The organism is Pseudomonas sp. SDO5591_S426 (genome assembly GCF_054070755.1).
The window spans coordinates 20,721-36,633 of record NZ_JBSVXD010000024.1 but is presented as its reverse complement, the minus strand read 5'-3'; the positions used below and the strand labels follow the sequence as shown (position 1 = coordinate 36,633).

Sequence of the window (15,913 nt, the reverse complement as noted above, 5' to 3'; positions counted from 1 at the left end):
TGCCACCTATACTACAAGCCACCGCCCCTCCGGGGTCTGCATATCCAACAATAAAAAGCAGAGGTGGAACATGGTTTGGCAGCAAATCTACGATCCGTTCAGTAACCCGGTCATATCCACCCTCATGGCCGCCGTGCCGGTGGGGGTGATGCTGGCCGCGCTGGCGTTCTTCCATGTCAAGGCACACCTGGCGGCACTGCTCGCCCTGGCCTCGGCGCTGGTGATCGCCATCTTCGCGTTCGGCATGCCCGCCAACATGGCCGGCTCCGCTGCACTCTATGGCGCCGCCAACGGCCTGCTGCCGATTGGCTGGATCGTGTTGAACATCATCTTTCTGCACCGTCTGACCACCGAGAATGGCTCGTTCAAAGTGCTGCAGGATTCCCTGGCGCGGATCACCGACGACCGGCGTCTGCAACTTTTGCTGATCGCCTTCTGCTTCGGCGCCTTCTTCGAGGGCGCGGCCGGCTTCGGTACGCCGGTGGCAGTGACCGGGGCGATTCTGATCGGTCTGGGCTTCTCCCCGCTGGCCGCTTCGGGCCTGGCGCTGATCGCCAACACCGCGCCGGTGGCATTCGGCGCGCTGGGTACGCCGATCATTACCCTGGCCAAAGTCACCGGGCTGGATGAAATGGAGCTGTCGATGATGGTCGGTCGACAACTGCCGTTCTTCTCGGTAATCGTGCCGTTCTGGCTGATCTGGGCGTTTGCCGGTTGGCGCAAGATGCTGGAGATCTGGCCGGCAATCCTCGTCGCTGGGGTCAGTTTTGCCATCCCGCAATTCCTCGTTTCCAACTATCACGGGCCGATGCTGGTGGACGTGATCGCCGCGCTGATTTCCATGGCTTGCCTGACCGGTTTCCTGAAAGTGTGGAAACCGGCCACCATACATACCTCCGCAGCCCTGACCGGTCGGGTCGACGATTCGAAGATCGACGCTGAATATGAATCGAAAACCGAGCCCACCGCGGCCTTTTCCGGCGACTCGAAAAAGGCTGTGATGCGCGCGTGGATGCCGTGGATCATCCTCACCATCTTCGTGTTCGCCTGGGGCACCCAGGGCTTCAAAAACATGTTCGACACCCGCCCGGCGATTGATCCGGCCACCAATTCGGCCAAGCTCGACCCGCAGGGCAAGCCAATGCGCGAAGCCAACCCGGTATTCGCCCCCGTGCTGACCTTCACCACCATTCACCAGCAGATCGAGAAAGTGCCGCCGGTAGTGCCTGCACCAAAAGTCGAAGAAGCGGTGTACAAATTCACCTGGTTCACCGCCACCGGCAGCGGCATCCTGCTGGCAGCGATTGTCGGCGGATTGCTGATGGGTTACTCCATCCCGCAACTGATCCATCAGTATCTGCGGACATTGTGGGTGGTGCGTTACTCCTTGATTACCATCACCGCGATGCTCGCCCTCGGGTTCCTCACGCGTTACTCGGGGCTGGATGCGACCATGGGGCTGGCCTTTGCCGCGACGGGGATTTTCTACCCCATGTTCGGCACGTTACTTGGGTGGCTCGGCGTAGCGCTGACCGGCTCCGACACCGCGTCCAACGTGCTGTTCGGCGGCTTGCAGCGGGTCACCGCCGAGCAACTGGGCCTGAGCCCGGTGCTGATGGCCGCTGCCAACAGTTCTGGCGGGGTCATGGGCAAGATGGTCGATGCCCAATCCATCGTGGTCGCCTCCACCGCTACGCGCTGGTACGGCCACGAAGGGGAAATCCTGCGCTACGTGTTCTTCCACTCGATCATCCTGGCGATCCTGGTCGGTGGGCTGGTGACGTTGCAGGCGTATGTCGCGCCGTTCAGCCATATGGTGGTGGGCGGGCATTGATTCCAGCACAGCGCTTTCTTGCATAAACCTCATCCACGCCCGGGCTCATTGCCCGGGCGTGGCGTTATACATGGATGATGATTTTATTGAATGAATCGTCCGTCGAGCAGACAAAGATCCCATGGACAGCTGAGCCTGGCGGGCCAATGATTAAGACAGTGGATCGCGAAAACAGACCTCACATAACAACAAAGCGAGGGTCGAGCGCCAATGAACATTCTCTACGATGAACGCGTTGACGGCGCCCTGCCTGACGTCGACAGAAACGCGTTGCTGCAAGCCCTGCGAACGCAGATGCCGGAGCTGGAAATCCTGCATCAGCAAGAAGAACTCAAACCGTACGAATGCGATGGCCTGTCGGCGTATCGCACCACGCCGATGCTGGTGGTGTTGCCTCGGGACATCGCGCAAGTTCAAGGCGTGCTGCGCCTGTGTCATGAGCGTCAAGTGCCGGTGGTTGCCCGGGGTGCCGGAACCGGATTGTCCGGTGGCGCCCTGCCTCTGGAAAAAGGCGTGCTGCTGGTGATGGCGCGCTTCAACCAGATCCTGCACATCGACCCCGCCGCCCGCATCGCACGGGTCCAGCCGGGGGTGCGCAACCTGGCGATTTCCCAGGCCGCCGCGCCGCATGGTTTGTACTACGCGCCCGACCCGTCGTCGCAAATCGCCTGTTCCATCGGCGGCAACGTCGCGGAAAACGCCGGCGGCGTGCATTGCCTGAAGTACGGCCTGACCGTGCACAACGTGCTCAAGGTGGACATTCTCACCGTCGACGGCGAACACCTGACGCTTGGCTCCAACGCCCTCGACTCACCGGGCCTCGATCTGCTGGCCTTGTTCACCGGCTCCGAAGGCATGCTCGGGGTAATCACCGAAGTCACGGTCAAACTGCTGCCCAAACCGCAGTCCGCCAAAGTGCTGCTGGCGGCGTTCTACTCCGTGGAAAAGGCCGGACGCGCCGTCGGCGACATCATTGCCGCCGGCATCATCCCCGGTGGCCTGGAAATGATGGACAACCTGGCGATCCGCGCCGCCGAGGACTTTATCCACGCCGGTTACCCGGTGGACGCCGAGGCCATTTTGCTGTGCGAACTCGATGGCGTCGAAGCTGACGTTCATGACGATTGCGACTGTGTGCGCCAAGTGCTGGAACAGGCCGGCGCCACGGAAGTACGCTTGGCCAAAGATGAGGCCGAGCGCGTGCGTTTCTGGGCCGGGCGCAAGAATGCGTTCCCGGCCGTTGGCCGTTTGTCGCCGGACTATTACTGCATGGACGGCACCATTCCACGCCGCGCCTTGCCCGGCGTACTGCACGCCATCAAAGAGTTGTCGGCCGAATACGGCCTGCGGGTGGCCAACGTGTTCCACGCCGGTGACGGTAACATGCACCCGCTGATTCTGTTCGATGCCAACACGCCGGGAGAACTTGAGCGCGCCGAAACCCTGGGCGGCAAGATCCTGGAACTGTGCGTGAAGGTCGGTGGCAGCATTACCGGCGAACACGGCGTGGGCCGCGAGAAGATCAATCAGATGTGCGCGCAGTTCAACAGCGACGAGCTGACCCTGTTTCATGCGGTCAAAGCGGCGTTCGATCCGAGCGGTTTGCTCAACCCCGGCAAGAACATTCCGACCCTGCACCGCTGTGCCGAATTCGGCGCGATGCATGTACACGCCGGGCAGTTGCCCTTCCCTGACCTGGAGCGTTTCTGATGCACGGCACAGGCGATTTCGATGACAGCGGCACCCTGCTGGAGCAGGTCAATCAGGTGTTGGAAAACGCCACGCCGCTGCGCATCCAGGGATCCAACAGCAAAGCGTTTCTTGGCCGGGTGACTGCGGGGGAAATACTCGACACCCGTTCGCATCGCGGCATCGTCAGCTACGACCCGACGGAGCTGGTGGTCACGGTACGCTGCGGCACGCCACTGGCCGAACTGATGCAAGTGCTGGACGCCGCGCAACAGATGCTGCCCTGCGAACCGCCGTCATTCGGCGATGGCGCCACCGTGGGCGGCATGATTGCCTGCGGGCTGTCGGGACCACGACGCCCATGGTCGGGATCGGTGCGCGACTTTGTCCTCGGCACTCGGGTGATCACCGGTCTCGGCAAGCATTTGCGATTCGGCGGCGAGGTGATGAAAAACGTCGCCGGCTACGATGTGTCGCGCCTGATGGCCGGCAGCTACGGGACGCTGGGGCTGATCACGGAAGTCTCGCTCAAGGTCCTGCCCAAACCCCGGCAATCGGTGAGCATCAGCCTGGAGATGAACAGCGAGCGCGCCCTGCAGCATCTGGCGCAGTGGGGCCAGCAACCCTTGCCGATCAGCGCCGCCTGTCACGACGGTGAGTACCTGCACTTGCGTCTTGAAGGTGGCAGAGGTTCGGTGTCGGCGGCCCAGGATCGTTTGGGCGGTCAATGGCTGGACAACGCCTACTGGGCCGACCTCAACGAACATCGCTTGAGTTTCTTCGATGAGGATCAGCCGCTTTGGCGTCTGTCCTTGCCGCACAACACACCTAAACTGTCCCTGCCCGGTCGGCAACTGATCGACTGGGGCGGCGCCCAGCGCTGGCTCAAATCCGACGCCGAAGCGACGTTCATTCGCCAGGTGGTCGAGGAAGTCGGCGGCCATGTGACCTGCTACAGCCACGGCCTGATCGACTGCCCTTTCCAGCCGTTGCCCGGCCCGTTGCTGCGCTATCACCAAAGCCTCAAGCAACAACTCGATCCCCGGGGCATCTTCAACCCCGGTCGCCTGTACGCGGAGCTTTGAACATGCAAACCACCTTGAGCGAAAGCGCCCGCCGACTACCCCGCGCCGAAGAAGCCGACAGCATCCTGCGCACCTGCGTGCACTGCGGTTTCTGCAACGCCACGTGCCCGACCTATCAGTTGCTCGGCGATGAGCTGGATGGCCCGCGCGGGCGCATCTACCTGATCAAGCAAGTGCTGGAAGGCAACGAGGTCACGCAAAAAACCCAGCAGCATCTGGACCGCTGCCTGTCATGCCGCAACTGCGAAACCACCTGCCCGTCCGGCGTCGACTATCACAACTTGCTGGATATCGGCCGCGCGGTGGTCGATGCGGCGGTACCGCGGCCAATCGGCCAGCGTTTGTTGCGCGAAGGTTTGCGCACGCTCGTGCCCCATCCGGACCTGTTCAAAGGCCTGGTCAACAGCGGTCAGATATTCCGCGCGCTGCTGCCCGACGCACTGCAAAGCAAACTGCCGCGCCGCGCAGCACAGACCAAGCCGCGCCCCGCCACCCGCCATGCGCGGCACGTGTTGATGCTAGAAGGCTGCGTACAACCGGGCCTGTCGCCCAATACCAACGTGGCCGCCGCGCGGGTGCTGGATCGACTCGGGATCAGCGTCACCCCGGCCCGCGAGGCCGGTTGCTGCGGGGCCGTGGATTATCACCTGGACGCCCAGGCCGCCGGCCTTGATCGCGCCCGCCACAACATCGATGTCTGGTGGCCGAGCATCGAACAAGGCGCCGAAGCCATCGTGCAGACGGCCAGTGGTTGCGGGGCGTTTATCAAGGATTATGGACATCTGCTCGAACGCGATCCGGCTTACGCGGAGAAGGCCAAGAAAGTCAGTGCGCTGGCCAGGGATCTGGTTGAAGTGATGCGCGCTGAACCCCTGGAACAACTCGGCATCCACAGTGCCCAGCGTCTGGCCTTCCACTGCCCTTGCACTTTGCAGCACGCGCAAAAACTCGGTGGCGCGGTAGAAACGGTGTTGGAGCGCCTGGGCTTCAACCTGACCTTCGTGCCCGACGGCCATCTGTGCTGTGGCTCGGCGGGCACTTACTCGCTGACCCAACCGGAACTGTCCCGGCAACTGCGCGACAACAAGATGAATGCCCTGGAAAGCGGTTACCCCGAAGTCATCGTCACGGCCAATATCGGCTGTCAGTCCCACCTCGACGGCGCGGGCCGCACGCCGGTCCGGCACTGGATCGAAGTGGTCGAAGCCGCATTGTCGCAATAGCGCTTTGGAGAACGCCCATGAAAAGCAAAGCCGTGCTGAGCCAGACCGAAGTGACCCGAATCCTCGCTGCGGCGCGGACCGAAGCGCAAAACAATCAATGGCCGGTGACCATCGCAGTCGTCGATGACGGCGGCCACCCGCTGGCTCTTGAACGCCTCGATGGCGCCGCGCCCATCAGCGCCTACATCGCCACCGAAAAGGCCCGCACCTCAGCCCTCGGACGACGCGAGTCCAAAGGCTACGAAGACATGATCAACGGCGGGCGCACTGCTTTTGTCTCGGCGCCGTTGCTGACGTCGCTTGAAGGCGGCGTTCCGATCATCGTCGACGGCCAGGTGATTGGCGCGGTCGGGGTGTCCGGAGTCAAGGCCGAGCAGGATGCGCAAGTGGCGAAAGCCGGGGCGCAGTGTCTAAAGTGAGCAGAATGCAAATCTATCCTCCACCATAGATCCCTGTGGGAGCGGGCTTGCCCGCGAAGGCGGCGGCACATCCAGCATCCATGTGTCTGATACTCCGTCATCGCGGGCAAGCCCGCTCCCACAAGGTCCGCGTTAAACCAGCCGAAAAGGAAACGCACAGATGCCCCGTCTCACTGCGAAAGACTTTGCCCCCGAATTGCTGGAGCTCTACGACTATTACGCCCATGGCCTGATCAACCGGCGTGAGTTTCTCGATCGGGCGGCGTTGTTCACCTTGGGCGGGTTAACGGCCAGTGCGCTGTTGGCGTCCCTAAGCCCGAACTATGCCCTCGCCGAGCAGGTCGAGTTCACCGACCCGGACATCATCGCCGAGTACATCACCTACCCTTCGCCCAAGGGCCACGGCGAGGTTCGTGCCTATCTGGTTCGCCCGGCCAAGGCCACCGGCAAAGTCGCCTCGGTGGTGGTCGTCCATGAAAACCGTGGGCTCAATCCATACATCGAAGATGTCGCCCGGCGTGTGGCCAAGGCCGGTTTCATCGCCCTCGCCCCGGACGGCCTGAGTTCGGTCGGCGGCTATCCCGGCAACGACGACAAGGGCCGTGCGCTTCAGGAAAAAGTCGACCCGGAAAAGCTCATGAATGACTTCTTCGCCGCCGTCGAATTCATGATGAAACACCCCGCCGGCAGCGGCAAAGTGGGCATTACCGGGTTCTGCTACGGCGGTGGCGTCACCAACGCGGCCGCCGTGGCCTACCCGGAACTGGGTGCAGCGGTGTCGTTTTATGGGCGTCAGCCAGAAGCCAAGGATGTGCCGCGAATCAAGGCACCGGTGATGCTGCACTACGGCGAACTGGACACGCGCATCAACGAAGGCTGGCCGGCCTATGAGCAGGCCTTGAAGGCTGGGGGCAAGACCTATGAGGCCTTTATCTACCCCGGCGCCAATCATGGTTTTCATAATGATTCGACACCGCGTTATGACGAGGCGGCGGCGAAATTGGCGTGGGATCGGACGGTGGAGTGGTTTCGCAAGTATCTGGTTTGATTGGCCAGCAGGGCCGGCCCCATCGCGGGCAAGCCCGCTCCCACAGGTATCGAGTTGAACCTTGTGGGAGCGAGCTCGCTCGCGATTGCGGCATCAAGATTTACCAATCTATTTCGGTTGCGCCACAGTCCGCAAATACGGCTTGTGAGTCTTGAACCCATCCGGATATTTCTTCTTCGCATCCTCGTCAGACACCGACGTCGGGATGATCACGTCTTCACCCGGACGCCAGTTCACCGGCGTGGCCACGGTGTGCTTGGCATTGAGTTGCAGTGAGTCAAGCAAACGCAGCACTTCATCGAAATTGCGCCCGGCGCTCATCGGGTAGATCAGCATTGCCTTGATCTTCTTGTCCGGGCCGACCAGGAACACCGAACGCACTGTGGCATTGTCCACGGCAGTGCGCGAACCGCCGCTGGCGTTCGGGTGAATCATGTCGTAGAGCTTGGCCACCACCAGGTTTTCATCACCAATCAGCGGATAGTTGACGGCGTTGCCCTGGGTTTCCTCGATGTCACCGACCCACTTGTTGTGGTCGCTGACCGGGTCGATGCTCAGCCCGAGGATCTTGGTGTTGCGCTTGTCGAACTCTGGCTTGAGTTTGGCCAGATAGCCCAGTTCAGTGGTGCAAACCGGAGTGAAATCCTTCGGATGGGAAAACAGGATGGCCCAGCCATCACCGATCCATTGGTGGAAATTGAGCGTGCCTTCGGTGGTCTCGGCAGTGAAATCCGGAGCTTCGTCGCCAATACGAATTGCCATAATCGATCTCCTTGCAGTAGTGAACAGGGGCGCCCGCGCCATGCTGCGGGCAGTCAGGAACTGATCTTCGCGAAACAGTATAGGAGAGCTTTCATGACACGCCGGCGAACGGCGAAATCAGCATGAAAGCCCCGGATTCGTTGGCTATTCCACCAACGCAATCATCTGATGGCGCTGGGCATCGGTGAGCATCGGACCGAAACCGGCCCCGGCGTTTTCCGCCATGTAGCGCGGGTTGCCAGTGCCGGGAATGACGCACGTCACCGCCGAATGCGACAAGAGGAATTTCAGCGCCAGCTGCGGCCAGCTCTTGACCCCGACTTGCGCGGCCCAGCCCGGCAGCGGTTTGTCCTTCAATCGACCGAGCAAGCCACCGCCGCCGAATGGCCGGTTGCAGATCACCGCCACGCCGCGCTCGCGGCACAGCGGCAGGATGCGTTTCTCGACACCACGATCATCCAACGCATAGTTGATTTGCAGGAAATCCAGCGGCTCGGCCTTGAGCACCGCTTCCACTTCTTCATACGCCGACGCGGTGTAATGAGTGATGCCGATGTAGCGGATTCGGCCCTCTTCCTTCCAGTGACGCAGGGTTGGCAAATGGATTTGCCAGTCCAGCAGGTTATGAATCTGCATCAGGTCGATGCGGTCGGTCTGCAACAGCCTGAAGGACTCTTCCATCTGCGCGATGCCTTCTTCGCGGCCCCGGGTCCACACCTTGGTCGCCAGGAATGCCGGCGAGCGCGGCTCGTGGATCGACAGCAGTTCACCGGTGGTCTGTTCGGCACGGCCGTACATCGGTGAGCTGTCGATCACCGTCCCGCCCTTCTCGAACAACGCGTGCAGCACGGCGGGCAGTTGTTTGTAGGCCGGATCTTCGGGGGCCACATCAAAACCGCGATAGGTGCCCAGCCCGACGATGGGCAGCGACTCTTTGCTGGAAGGAATGACGCGGGTCTGCATGGTCTTGCCTCCTGTTCCCGTCGACGGCGGGGTTTGCGCGCCGGTCGGACCGAACGTGAAGACCGCCGAAACACCGGCAGCCAGCGTGAGTATTTCTCTACGGGTGTACCCCACAGGATGGCTCATAAATCGTCCCTCGCCCGCCAATCAGGTTTCGACTTGTTGCGCCTGTCGCCGGGCCAGCCACAGACATAACCCGGCCCATAGCCCGGCAAACGGCACGATGAACAGCGCCACCAGGCCGAACCCTGCGCCCATCGTCGTCAAACCGGCGGACAACCAGCCACTGGCGGCATCGCCACCGCGATAGACCAGGGTCTCGATCACGTTCTTGGCCTTGTACTTCTCTTCACGGCTGACCACCGTCCACAGCACTTCCCGCGCCGGTCGCACAATCGCGAACTCCACCGCGCGGCGCAGCCCTTGCGCCAGCGCCACAGTGGCCGGCACCGGCGCCAGTGCCATAGCGGCAAACGCGACGATGGTCGCCAGTGGCATCGCAACCAGGGCTCCGCCAATGCCCACAAAACGGATCAACGGCGCCGTCAGCAGCAGTTGCAGCGTCAAGGTCAGTGCCGACACGATCAAATCGACGACGGCGAAAAATTGCGTCCGGCTGCCCGTATCAGCGTAGCTGCCAGCGACGATCCGACCCTGCTCGAAATACAACAAGGTGGCGGCGCTGGTGTGCAGCAGCATGAACAGCACCAGCCCCAACAGGTACGGAGAGCGCAGGATCAGGGTGATGCCGGCGAGCATGCCGCCGCCCAGGCGCCGTTCGTCGAGTAGTGGATTGCCCGACTGTGATTGCGTACGCAGCAATAACGCCCGATAGCAACGCACGGCGATTTCCAGCAACAATGCTGCGGCGACGGTCAATGCCACCGGGCCCAGCCGGGTGGCCATGGTCGCCGCCAGCAACGGCCCGATAAACGTGCCGAGGGTGCCGCCCGCCGCGATGCAACCGAACAGCCGCCGCCCCTGTTCGCTAGAAAAACGGTCGACCAGCACACTCCAGAAAATCGAGACGATGAACAGGTTGTAGATACTGATCCAGACGAAGAACACCCGACCGACCATCACCGGCGCGACGTGGTTGGCGATCAGCACGCCGAACACCAGCATCGACGCGGCAATCACGCGGTAGATCAACGGCACGAATCGCGTGGCCGGCAGCCGCGAGGCCAACGCACCGAACACCGGTACCATCAGCAGCATCACCACGAAGGTGGCGGTAAACAGCCACTGCAACTTGTCCGCGCCACCTTCAAGACCCAGGGCATCGCGCAACGGGCGCACGAGGTAGTAGCTGGCGAGCACACAAAAATGAAAGGCGAAACCCAAGGCCAGGGCCGCTCTTTCCGATGGCAACACATTGAGCCACTTGAGACCGATGGGCATCGGCGCCCTCCTCTAGCGGCAGCTACACTCTGACAGCACCCGGAGCCGTCAATGCCGCCCACTAACGTTAGCCGAATGTCTCGAACCCTGGTGTTACTCGTCGTCATCCCCGCAGCGGTGTACCTGGCGCTTTGCGTTGCGCTATTCGTCTTTCAGCGTTCGCTCATTTACTACCCGCAACCGCGCGCCGTCGGCTCAGCCGAAACGTTGCTCACGCTGCCCGTCGATGACGCGCAGGTGCTGGTTTCAGTCAGACCGTACGATGGCCCCAAGGCGCTGATTTACTTTGGCGGCAATGCCGAGGACGTCTCGCGGAGCCTGCCGGGGTTCGCCGAGGCCTTTCCTGATCATGCGTTGTATTTCATGCATTACCGGGGTTATGGCGGTAGCAGCGGCTCACCCTCCGAAGAGGCGATTGCCCGTGATGCCATGACTTTGTTCGACAAGGTCTACGCCGATCATCCGCAAATTACCGTGGTCGGGCGAAGTCTGGGTTCGGGGGTTGCCGTGCGTCTGGCCAGTTCCCGTCCGGCCACGCGACTGCTGCTGGTCACGCCTTACAACAGCCTCGAAGAACTCGCCGCCCGCCAGTTTCGCTGGTTTCCGGTGCAGTGGTTGTTGAAGGACAAATTCGAATCCTGGCGCTACGCCTCGCACATCACGGTGCCGACGCGGCTGATCGCTGCCGAACATGACGAGGTGATTCCGGGTGCAAGCACGCAGCGGCTATACGGCCATTTCGCCAAGGGAGTGGCGGCGATGCAGGTCATCAAGGGCACGGGACACAATTCGATCAGTGACAGCCCTGAGTATTTCAAGGCGCTGGGGGACGGGTTGTAGCGACAAAAAAAATGGTCCGGGCAGCGCGCCCACGCTGCCCGGACCAAAGGACTACACGCAATCAGAATCTCGGTTTAACCGCTTTCCATTCCGGCTTGTAACGCTGCATCTGCTTCACGTCATCGCGCTGACGAATGCCGCAGGTCAGGTATTGGTCATGCAGCTTGCCCAGTTGATCGTGATCCAGTTCCAGGCCCAGCCCCGGCGCCCGGGTGATCTTCACGCAGCCATCAACGATCGGCAGCTTGCCGCCCTTGATCACCTCTTCGTCCGGTTCCTGCCATGGATAATGGGTGTCGCAAGCGTAATCGAGGTTCGGCACCGAAGCGGCGACATGGGCCATGGCCATCAGGCTGATGCCCAGGTGCGAGTTGGAATGCATCGACACGCCGAGGCCAAAGGTCTGGCACATTTTCGCCAGCGCCTGGGTGTCGCGCAGGCCGCCCCAGTAATGGTGGTCAGCGAGCACGATCTGCACGCTGTTCTGCGCCACGCTGCGGCGGAACTCGTCGAAGTCGGTGACCACCATGTTGGTCGCCAATGGCAGCCCGGTGCGTTTGTGCAGTTCGGCCATGCCGTCCAGGCCTGGCGTCGGGTCTTCGTAATATTGCAGGTCATCGCCGAGCAATTCGGCCATGCGGATCGAGGTCTCCAGCGACCAGTTGCCGTTCGGATCGATGCGCAGCGGGTAGCCCGGGAAGGCTTTTTTCAGCGCCTTGATGCACGACACTTCATGCTCCGGCGGCAGCGTGCCGGCCTTGAGCTTGATGCTCTTGAAACCGTAGGACTCGATCATCCGCCGCGCCTGGGCAACGATCTGCTCTTCGTTCAGCGCCTCGCCCCAACTGTCTGGTTTGTAGGGTGAGTCGACGTGCTGCGCGTATTTGAAAAACAGGTAAGCGCTGAACGGAATCTCGTCGCGGATCGCCCCGCCCAGCAAGTCCACCAACGGCACGTTCAACGAATGCGCCTGCAAATCGAGGAACGCCACTTCGAACGCCGAGTAAGCGTTGCTCACCGCTTTGCTCGCATGGGAACCGGGGGCCAGTTCCGCGCCGGCAAGGCTCGCCGGTTTGTTCGCCGCCACAGTCGCCTGAACGATGGCGCGCAGTTGATTGAGGTTGAACGGGTCAAGGCCGATCAACTGGCTCTGCAGCTGTTGCTGGATCGCCAGCGCCGGAGCGTCGCCGTAACTTTCACCCAGACCGATGTAGCCATTGTCGCTTTCGACCTCGATGATCGAACGCAACGCAAAGGGTTCGTGAATGCCGCTGGCGTTCAGCAATGGCGGATCACGGAAGGCGATGGGGGTGACGGTGACTCGTTTGATTTTCAAGAGGCTGCTCCCGTTGGATCAGATTTCAGGGCTTGATGACTGACTGGCTTTTTTGCGGCGACGCCTTCTGGCGATGCGCCGGTCAACGCAAGGAGGCTGTCGCCGCGAGGTGCGGTTCGGGCGAAGAAGATCACCACGGCGGCCACCAGCGATGTCGCGGCCAGGCCATACAAACCACCTTCGATGGAGCCGGTGGTCTGCTCGAGGAAACCGAACGCGGTTGGCGCGACGAAGCCGCCGAGGTTGCCGATGGAGTTGATCAAGGCGATCACCGCCGCCGCGATGCGTGCATCCAGATAGCCTTGCGGGATCGGCCAGAACAACGCCGAGGCAGCCTTGAAACCGATCGCGGCAAAACAGATGGCGACGAAGGCGAACACCGGCCCGCCGGTGGTGGACATGAACATGCCGAACGCCGCGATCACGAGTGTCACCGCGACCCACGCCTGCTGGTATTTCCACTTGCTGGCCATCGCAGCGAAGCCGTACATCGCGATGATCGAGATGATCCACGGAATCGAGTTGAACAGGCCGACCTGGAAGTCACCGAGGTTGCCCATCTTCTTGATCATGCTCGGCAGCCAGAACGTAGCGCCGTAGATGGTCAGGGCGATGGAGAAATAGATGAAGCAGAACAGCGCGATCTGCTTGTCGGCCAGCAACTTGAACATCGACGGTTTGACCGTCTGCGTGGCTTCGCGGGCCTGTTGCTCCTGCGCGATGGCGGTGGTCAGCGCGGTCTTTTCTTCATCGCTCAACCATTTCGCTTCACGCGGATGGGATTGCAGCCAGAACCAGACAAAACCGCAGAGCACGATCGACGCAAAGCCTTCGATGAGAAACATCCACTGCCAGCCGTGCAGGCTCAAGCCGTTGATGTGCAGCAACGCGCCGGACACCGGACCGGAGATCACCGAGGCGATGGCCGAACCGCTGAGGAAAATCGCCATGGCCTTGCCGCGCTCGGTCGATGGCAGCCATTGGGTGAAGTAGTAAATGATGCCGGGAAAGAATCCGGCTTCGGCGGCGCCGAGGATAAAGCGCAGTACATAGAAGCTGGTTTCACCGCGCACGAAGGCCATCGCCATCGCCGCCGCGCCCCAGGTGAACATGATTCGGGTCAGCCAGGCCCGTGCGCCGTAGCGTTGCAGCAGCATGTTGGACGGCACTTCGAAGATCGCGTAACCGACGAAGAACAGCCCGGCACCCAGGCCATAAGCGGCAGCGCCAATACCGAGGTCGGTTTCCATGTGGCTACGGACGAAACCGATGTTGACCCGGTCGATGTAGTTGACGATGAACATCACCACGAACAGCGGCAACACGTGGCGTTTGACTTTGGCCGCCGCGCGGGCCAGCACATTCGGGTCGGGTGGACTCTGCAGGGTTTTCAAGGGGCGACTCCCGATCATTTGTTTTTATAGGGATTGCTTGAGGCGTGGGCCGATCATGGACGCCGACATTGATCCCGTCTAATCTAACTTGGCATTCGATTGATACCTGGATTAGATCAATGTTCGAGCTGACTCAACTGCGCTGCTTCACCACCGTCGCCACTGAACTGAATTTTCGCCGCGCCGCCGAACGGCTGAACATGACCCAGCCGCCGCTCAGTCGGCAGATTCAATTGCTGGAACATCACCTCGGCGTCGCGCTGTTCACCCGCAGTACTCGCAGCGTCGCCCTCACCGCTGCAGGCCGGGCGTTTTTCATCGAAGCGCAGAACCTGCTGGAGCGCGCTCAGCAGGCGGCATTCACCGCACGGCGTTTTGCCGAGGGCGACATTGGTTCTGTCAATATCAGTTTTGTCGGCAGCGCGGTGTATGAGTTCCTGCCCAAGGTGATTGCCGAGGCGCGTCTGACGCAGCCGCACGTCAAGATCGACCTGTCGGAGATGAACACCTACCAGCAGCACGAAGCCCTGCGCGCCCGCCGCATCGATTTGGGCATCGCTCGTGCGCCGTTGCTGGAGCCCGGATACTCCACCGAATGCCTGGTGCGCGAACCGTTCGTGTTGGCGGTGCCCAGCACCCACCCTCTGGCAACGGCCGCCAGCGTGTCGGTCCAGGATCTCGACGGCCAACCGTTCCTGATGTATTCCCACGCCGCCTACCCGCCGTTCAACGAATTGCTGACCGGCATGCTGCGCTCGGCCCGCGTCGCCCCGGATTACGTGCAGTGGCTAGGTTCCTCCCTGACCATCCTCGCGCTGGTCAACGCCGCCATGGGCCTGGCCCTGGTGCCGCGCTGTGCGACCAGTGTGGTGTTCAAGAATGTGGTGTTCCGCGATATCGACCTGGGTGAAGGCGTGCAAAGCGAACTGCACCTGATCTGGCGCGAGAACAACGACAACCCGGCGTTCGCCATGTTGCTGGAAGGGATTCGGCGGGCGGTGCGTGAGGGGTGGGGCATCTAGCAAAAGGCTGCAGGCGCACTTACGGGTCGGCACAGGTGACTGGGGTGCCGTCCACAACGCCCTTTTCCATTAGCTCTGTGGCTGATCTTCTTGAATCTTCGTTCCGATGCACCGATCAAATACGCCGATCAGACGTTCATCATCACCGTAGTACGAGTGTATGCAGGCATCGATCCACTCTTGGCGATCAGCCAAGCTCCAATCGATCGTGTATCCCGTATTGAGGATGAGCCACTCAAAGAGGATCCGCTGGGTTCGACCATTCCCCTCTCTGAAGGGGTGCGCAACGTTGATGGTGCCATAGGACTCGGCTACAGACGAAACGAGCAAGTCGCGGGAGTACCCCTCAAACCAACCCGCATTGGCAATCTTTGAAAGCTCCTTTCCGATTTCCGTCTCGATGAATTCCGGGCTGCAGAATCGAGTGTCGCCTTTGCTGATTGCAAGTGTACGGATCTCTCCAGCCCATCCATAAGCTTTAGCAAACAAAAATGCGGTGAATCTGCTTCAGTGTGGCCACGCTGTAAGGGGGTTCGACGAATTCCAGCTGTATGGAGGCAACTTCGTTGAGATAGCGTTCGGCCTCGTCAAGATCATCGGCGTCATGCAGGTCGAGCAGGTTTACCAGAACGTCGGTGCCCGGATAGCAATCCGGGGCTTGATCAGTGCCGTATTTGTCGTTACTCAAACTTTGACATGCCGCACAGCTTTAAGGGCAGCTTCGCGAGTAGGGAGTTTGATGTCGCCATCATCTGGAGAAGGAACGAAACCTTCCAGACGCAGGCTGGCGGCGAAATTGGCCTTACGGTGCTTGGCGAACCACGCTTTTTTGGTCTGCAGACTCAGCTTTTCCATTTTCGGCACCCCAATGTCAGTGTCTGGCAAATATAGCTGATT

The 15,913-nt window shown here is 61.1% G+C and carries 16 protein-coding genes; 8 read left to right on the top strand and 8 right to left on the bottom strand.

Annotated features, from left to right (window positions below; genetic code table 11):
- Positions 1-70 precede the first annotated feature (70 nt).
- The 6 genes from ACW9JC_RS07870 to yghX all read left to right on the top strand — a co-directional run bounded on the left by ACW9JC_RS07870 (position 71) and on the right by yghX (position 7,298).
- Entirely contained in the window at positions 71-1,834 is a 1,764-nt protein-coding gene (locus tag ACW9JC_RS07870; protein ID WP_457454510.1) for an L-lactate permease, read from the top strand.
- Positions 1,835-2,044: 210 nt separating this feature from the next.
- A complete protein-coding gene (gene glcD, locus ACW9JC_RS07865; RefSeq protein WP_457454508.1) occupies positions 2,045-3,544 on the top strand; it encodes a glycolate oxidase subunit GlcD in 1,500 nt (499 codons plus the stop codon).
- Entirely contained in the window at positions 3,544-4,608 is a 1,065-nt protein-coding gene (gene glcE / locus ACW9JC_RS07860) for a glycolate oxidase subunit GlcE (protein WP_457454506.1), read from the top strand. The genes glcD and glcE overlap by 1 nt, the downstream gene beginning before the upstream one ends.
- Before the next feature lie 2 nt (positions 4,609-4,610).
- Positions 4,611-5,831 carry a glycolate oxidase subunit GlcF gene (glcF, locus tag ACW9JC_RS07855; RefSeq protein ID WP_457454504.1) on the top strand — a complete coding sequence of 407 codons (1,221 nt, stop codon included), beginning with the start codon at positions 4,611-4,613 and terminating at the stop codon, positions 5,829-5,831.
- 17 nt (positions 5,832-5,848) lie between these two features.
- Complete coding sequence (locus ACW9JC_RS07850) at positions 5,849-6,250, top strand: heme-binding protein (protein ID WP_457454503.1); 402 nt, start codon at positions 5,849-5,851, stop codon at positions 6,248-6,250.
- 160 nt (positions 6,251-6,410) lie between these two features.
- Complete coding sequence (gene yghX / locus ACW9JC_RS07845) at positions 6,411-7,298, top strand: YghX family hydrolase (protein ID WP_338586287.1); 888 nt, start codon at positions 6,411-6,413, stop codon at positions 7,296-7,298.
- Between the two features lie 108 nt (positions 7,299-7,406).
- Here the strand turns inward: yghX and ACW9JC_RS07840 are convergent, their stop codons facing one another.
- The 3 genes from ACW9JC_RS07840 to ACW9JC_RS07830 all read right to left on the bottom strand — a co-directional run bounded on the left by ACW9JC_RS07840 (position 7,407) and on the right by ACW9JC_RS07830 (position 10,424).
- A complete protein-coding gene (locus ACW9JC_RS07840; protein WP_416127281.1) occupies positions 7,407-8,060 on the bottom strand; it encodes a peroxiredoxin in 654 nt (217 codons plus the stop codon).
- A 144-nt stretch (positions 8,061-8,204) separates the two neighbouring features.
- Positions 8,205-9,149 carry an aldo/keto reductase gene (locus tag ACW9JC_RS07835; RefSeq protein ID WP_457454501.1) on the bottom strand — a complete coding sequence of 315 codons (945 nt, stop codon included), beginning with the start codon at positions 9,147-9,149 and terminating at the stop codon, positions 8,205-8,207.
- Positions 9,150-9,170: 21 nt separating this feature from the next.
- Entirely contained in the window at positions 9,171-10,424 is a 1,254-nt protein-coding gene (locus ACW9JC_RS07830) for an NTP/NDP exchange transporter (RefSeq protein ID WP_457454499.1), read from the bottom strand.
- Between the two features lie 51 nt (positions 10,425-10,475).
- Between ACW9JC_RS07830 and ACW9JC_RS07825 the strand changes: the two genes are divergently transcribed.
- A complete protein-coding gene (locus ACW9JC_RS07825) occupies positions 10,476-11,264 on the top strand; it encodes an alpha/beta hydrolase (RefSeq protein ID WP_457454497.1) in 789 nt (262 codons plus the stop codon).
- 61 nt (positions 11,265-11,325) lie between these two features.
- Here ACW9JC_RS07825 and ACW9JC_RS07820 read toward each other — a convergent pair whose 3' ends face one another.
- Entirely contained in the window at positions 11,326-12,600 is a 1,275-nt protein-coding gene (locus tag ACW9JC_RS07820) for a glucarate dehydratase family protein (RefSeq protein WP_457454495.1), read from the bottom strand.
- The gene (locus ACW9JC_RS07815; RefSeq protein WP_338586280.1) at positions 12,597-13,994 is read right to left on the bottom strand and encodes an MFS transporter; all 1,398 of its coding nucleotides are present in this window, start codon (positions 13,992-13,994) and stop codon (positions 12,597-12,599) included. Before ACW9JC_RS07815 ends, ACW9JC_RS07820 begins: the two co-directional genes overlap by 4 nt.
- A 119-nt stretch (positions 13,995-14,113) precedes the next feature.
- Between ACW9JC_RS07815 and ACW9JC_RS07810 the strand changes: the two genes are divergently transcribed.
- Positions 14,114-15,016, top strand: coding sequence for a LysR family transcriptional regulator (locus ACW9JC_RS07810; protein ID WP_457454493.1), 903 nt, complete (start codon positions 14,114-14,116; stop codon positions 15,014-15,016).
- 69 nt (positions 15,017-15,085) lie between these two features.
- Here ACW9JC_RS07810 and ACW9JC_RS07805 read toward each other — a convergent pair whose 3' ends face one another.
- Genes ACW9JC_RS07805 through ACW9JC_RS07795 form a run of 3 tightly spaced genes read right to left on the bottom strand, consistent with a single transcriptional unit; the run spans position 15,086 to position 15,871 of the window.
- The gene (locus ACW9JC_RS07805; RefSeq protein WP_457454491.1) at positions 15,086-15,505 is read right to left on the bottom strand and encodes a Fic/DOC family protein; all 420 of its coding nucleotides are present in this window, start codon (positions 15,503-15,505) and stop codon (positions 15,086-15,088) included.
- Complete coding sequence (locus tag ACW9JC_RS07800; RefSeq protein WP_457454490.1) at positions 15,495-15,704, bottom strand: hypothetical protein; 210 nt, start codon at positions 15,702-15,704, stop codon at positions 15,495-15,497. The genes ACW9JC_RS07805 and ACW9JC_RS07800 overlap by 11 nt, the downstream gene beginning before the upstream one ends.
- Positions 15,701-15,871: a YhfG family protein gene (locus ACW9JC_RS07795; RefSeq protein ID WP_457454488.1), complete on the bottom strand. Its 171-nt coding sequence runs from the start codon at positions 15,869-15,871 to the stop codon at positions 15,701-15,703. The genes ACW9JC_RS07800 and ACW9JC_RS07795 overlap by 4 nt, the downstream gene beginning before the upstream one ends.
- Between the last annotated feature and the right edge of the window lie 42 nt (positions 15,872-15,913).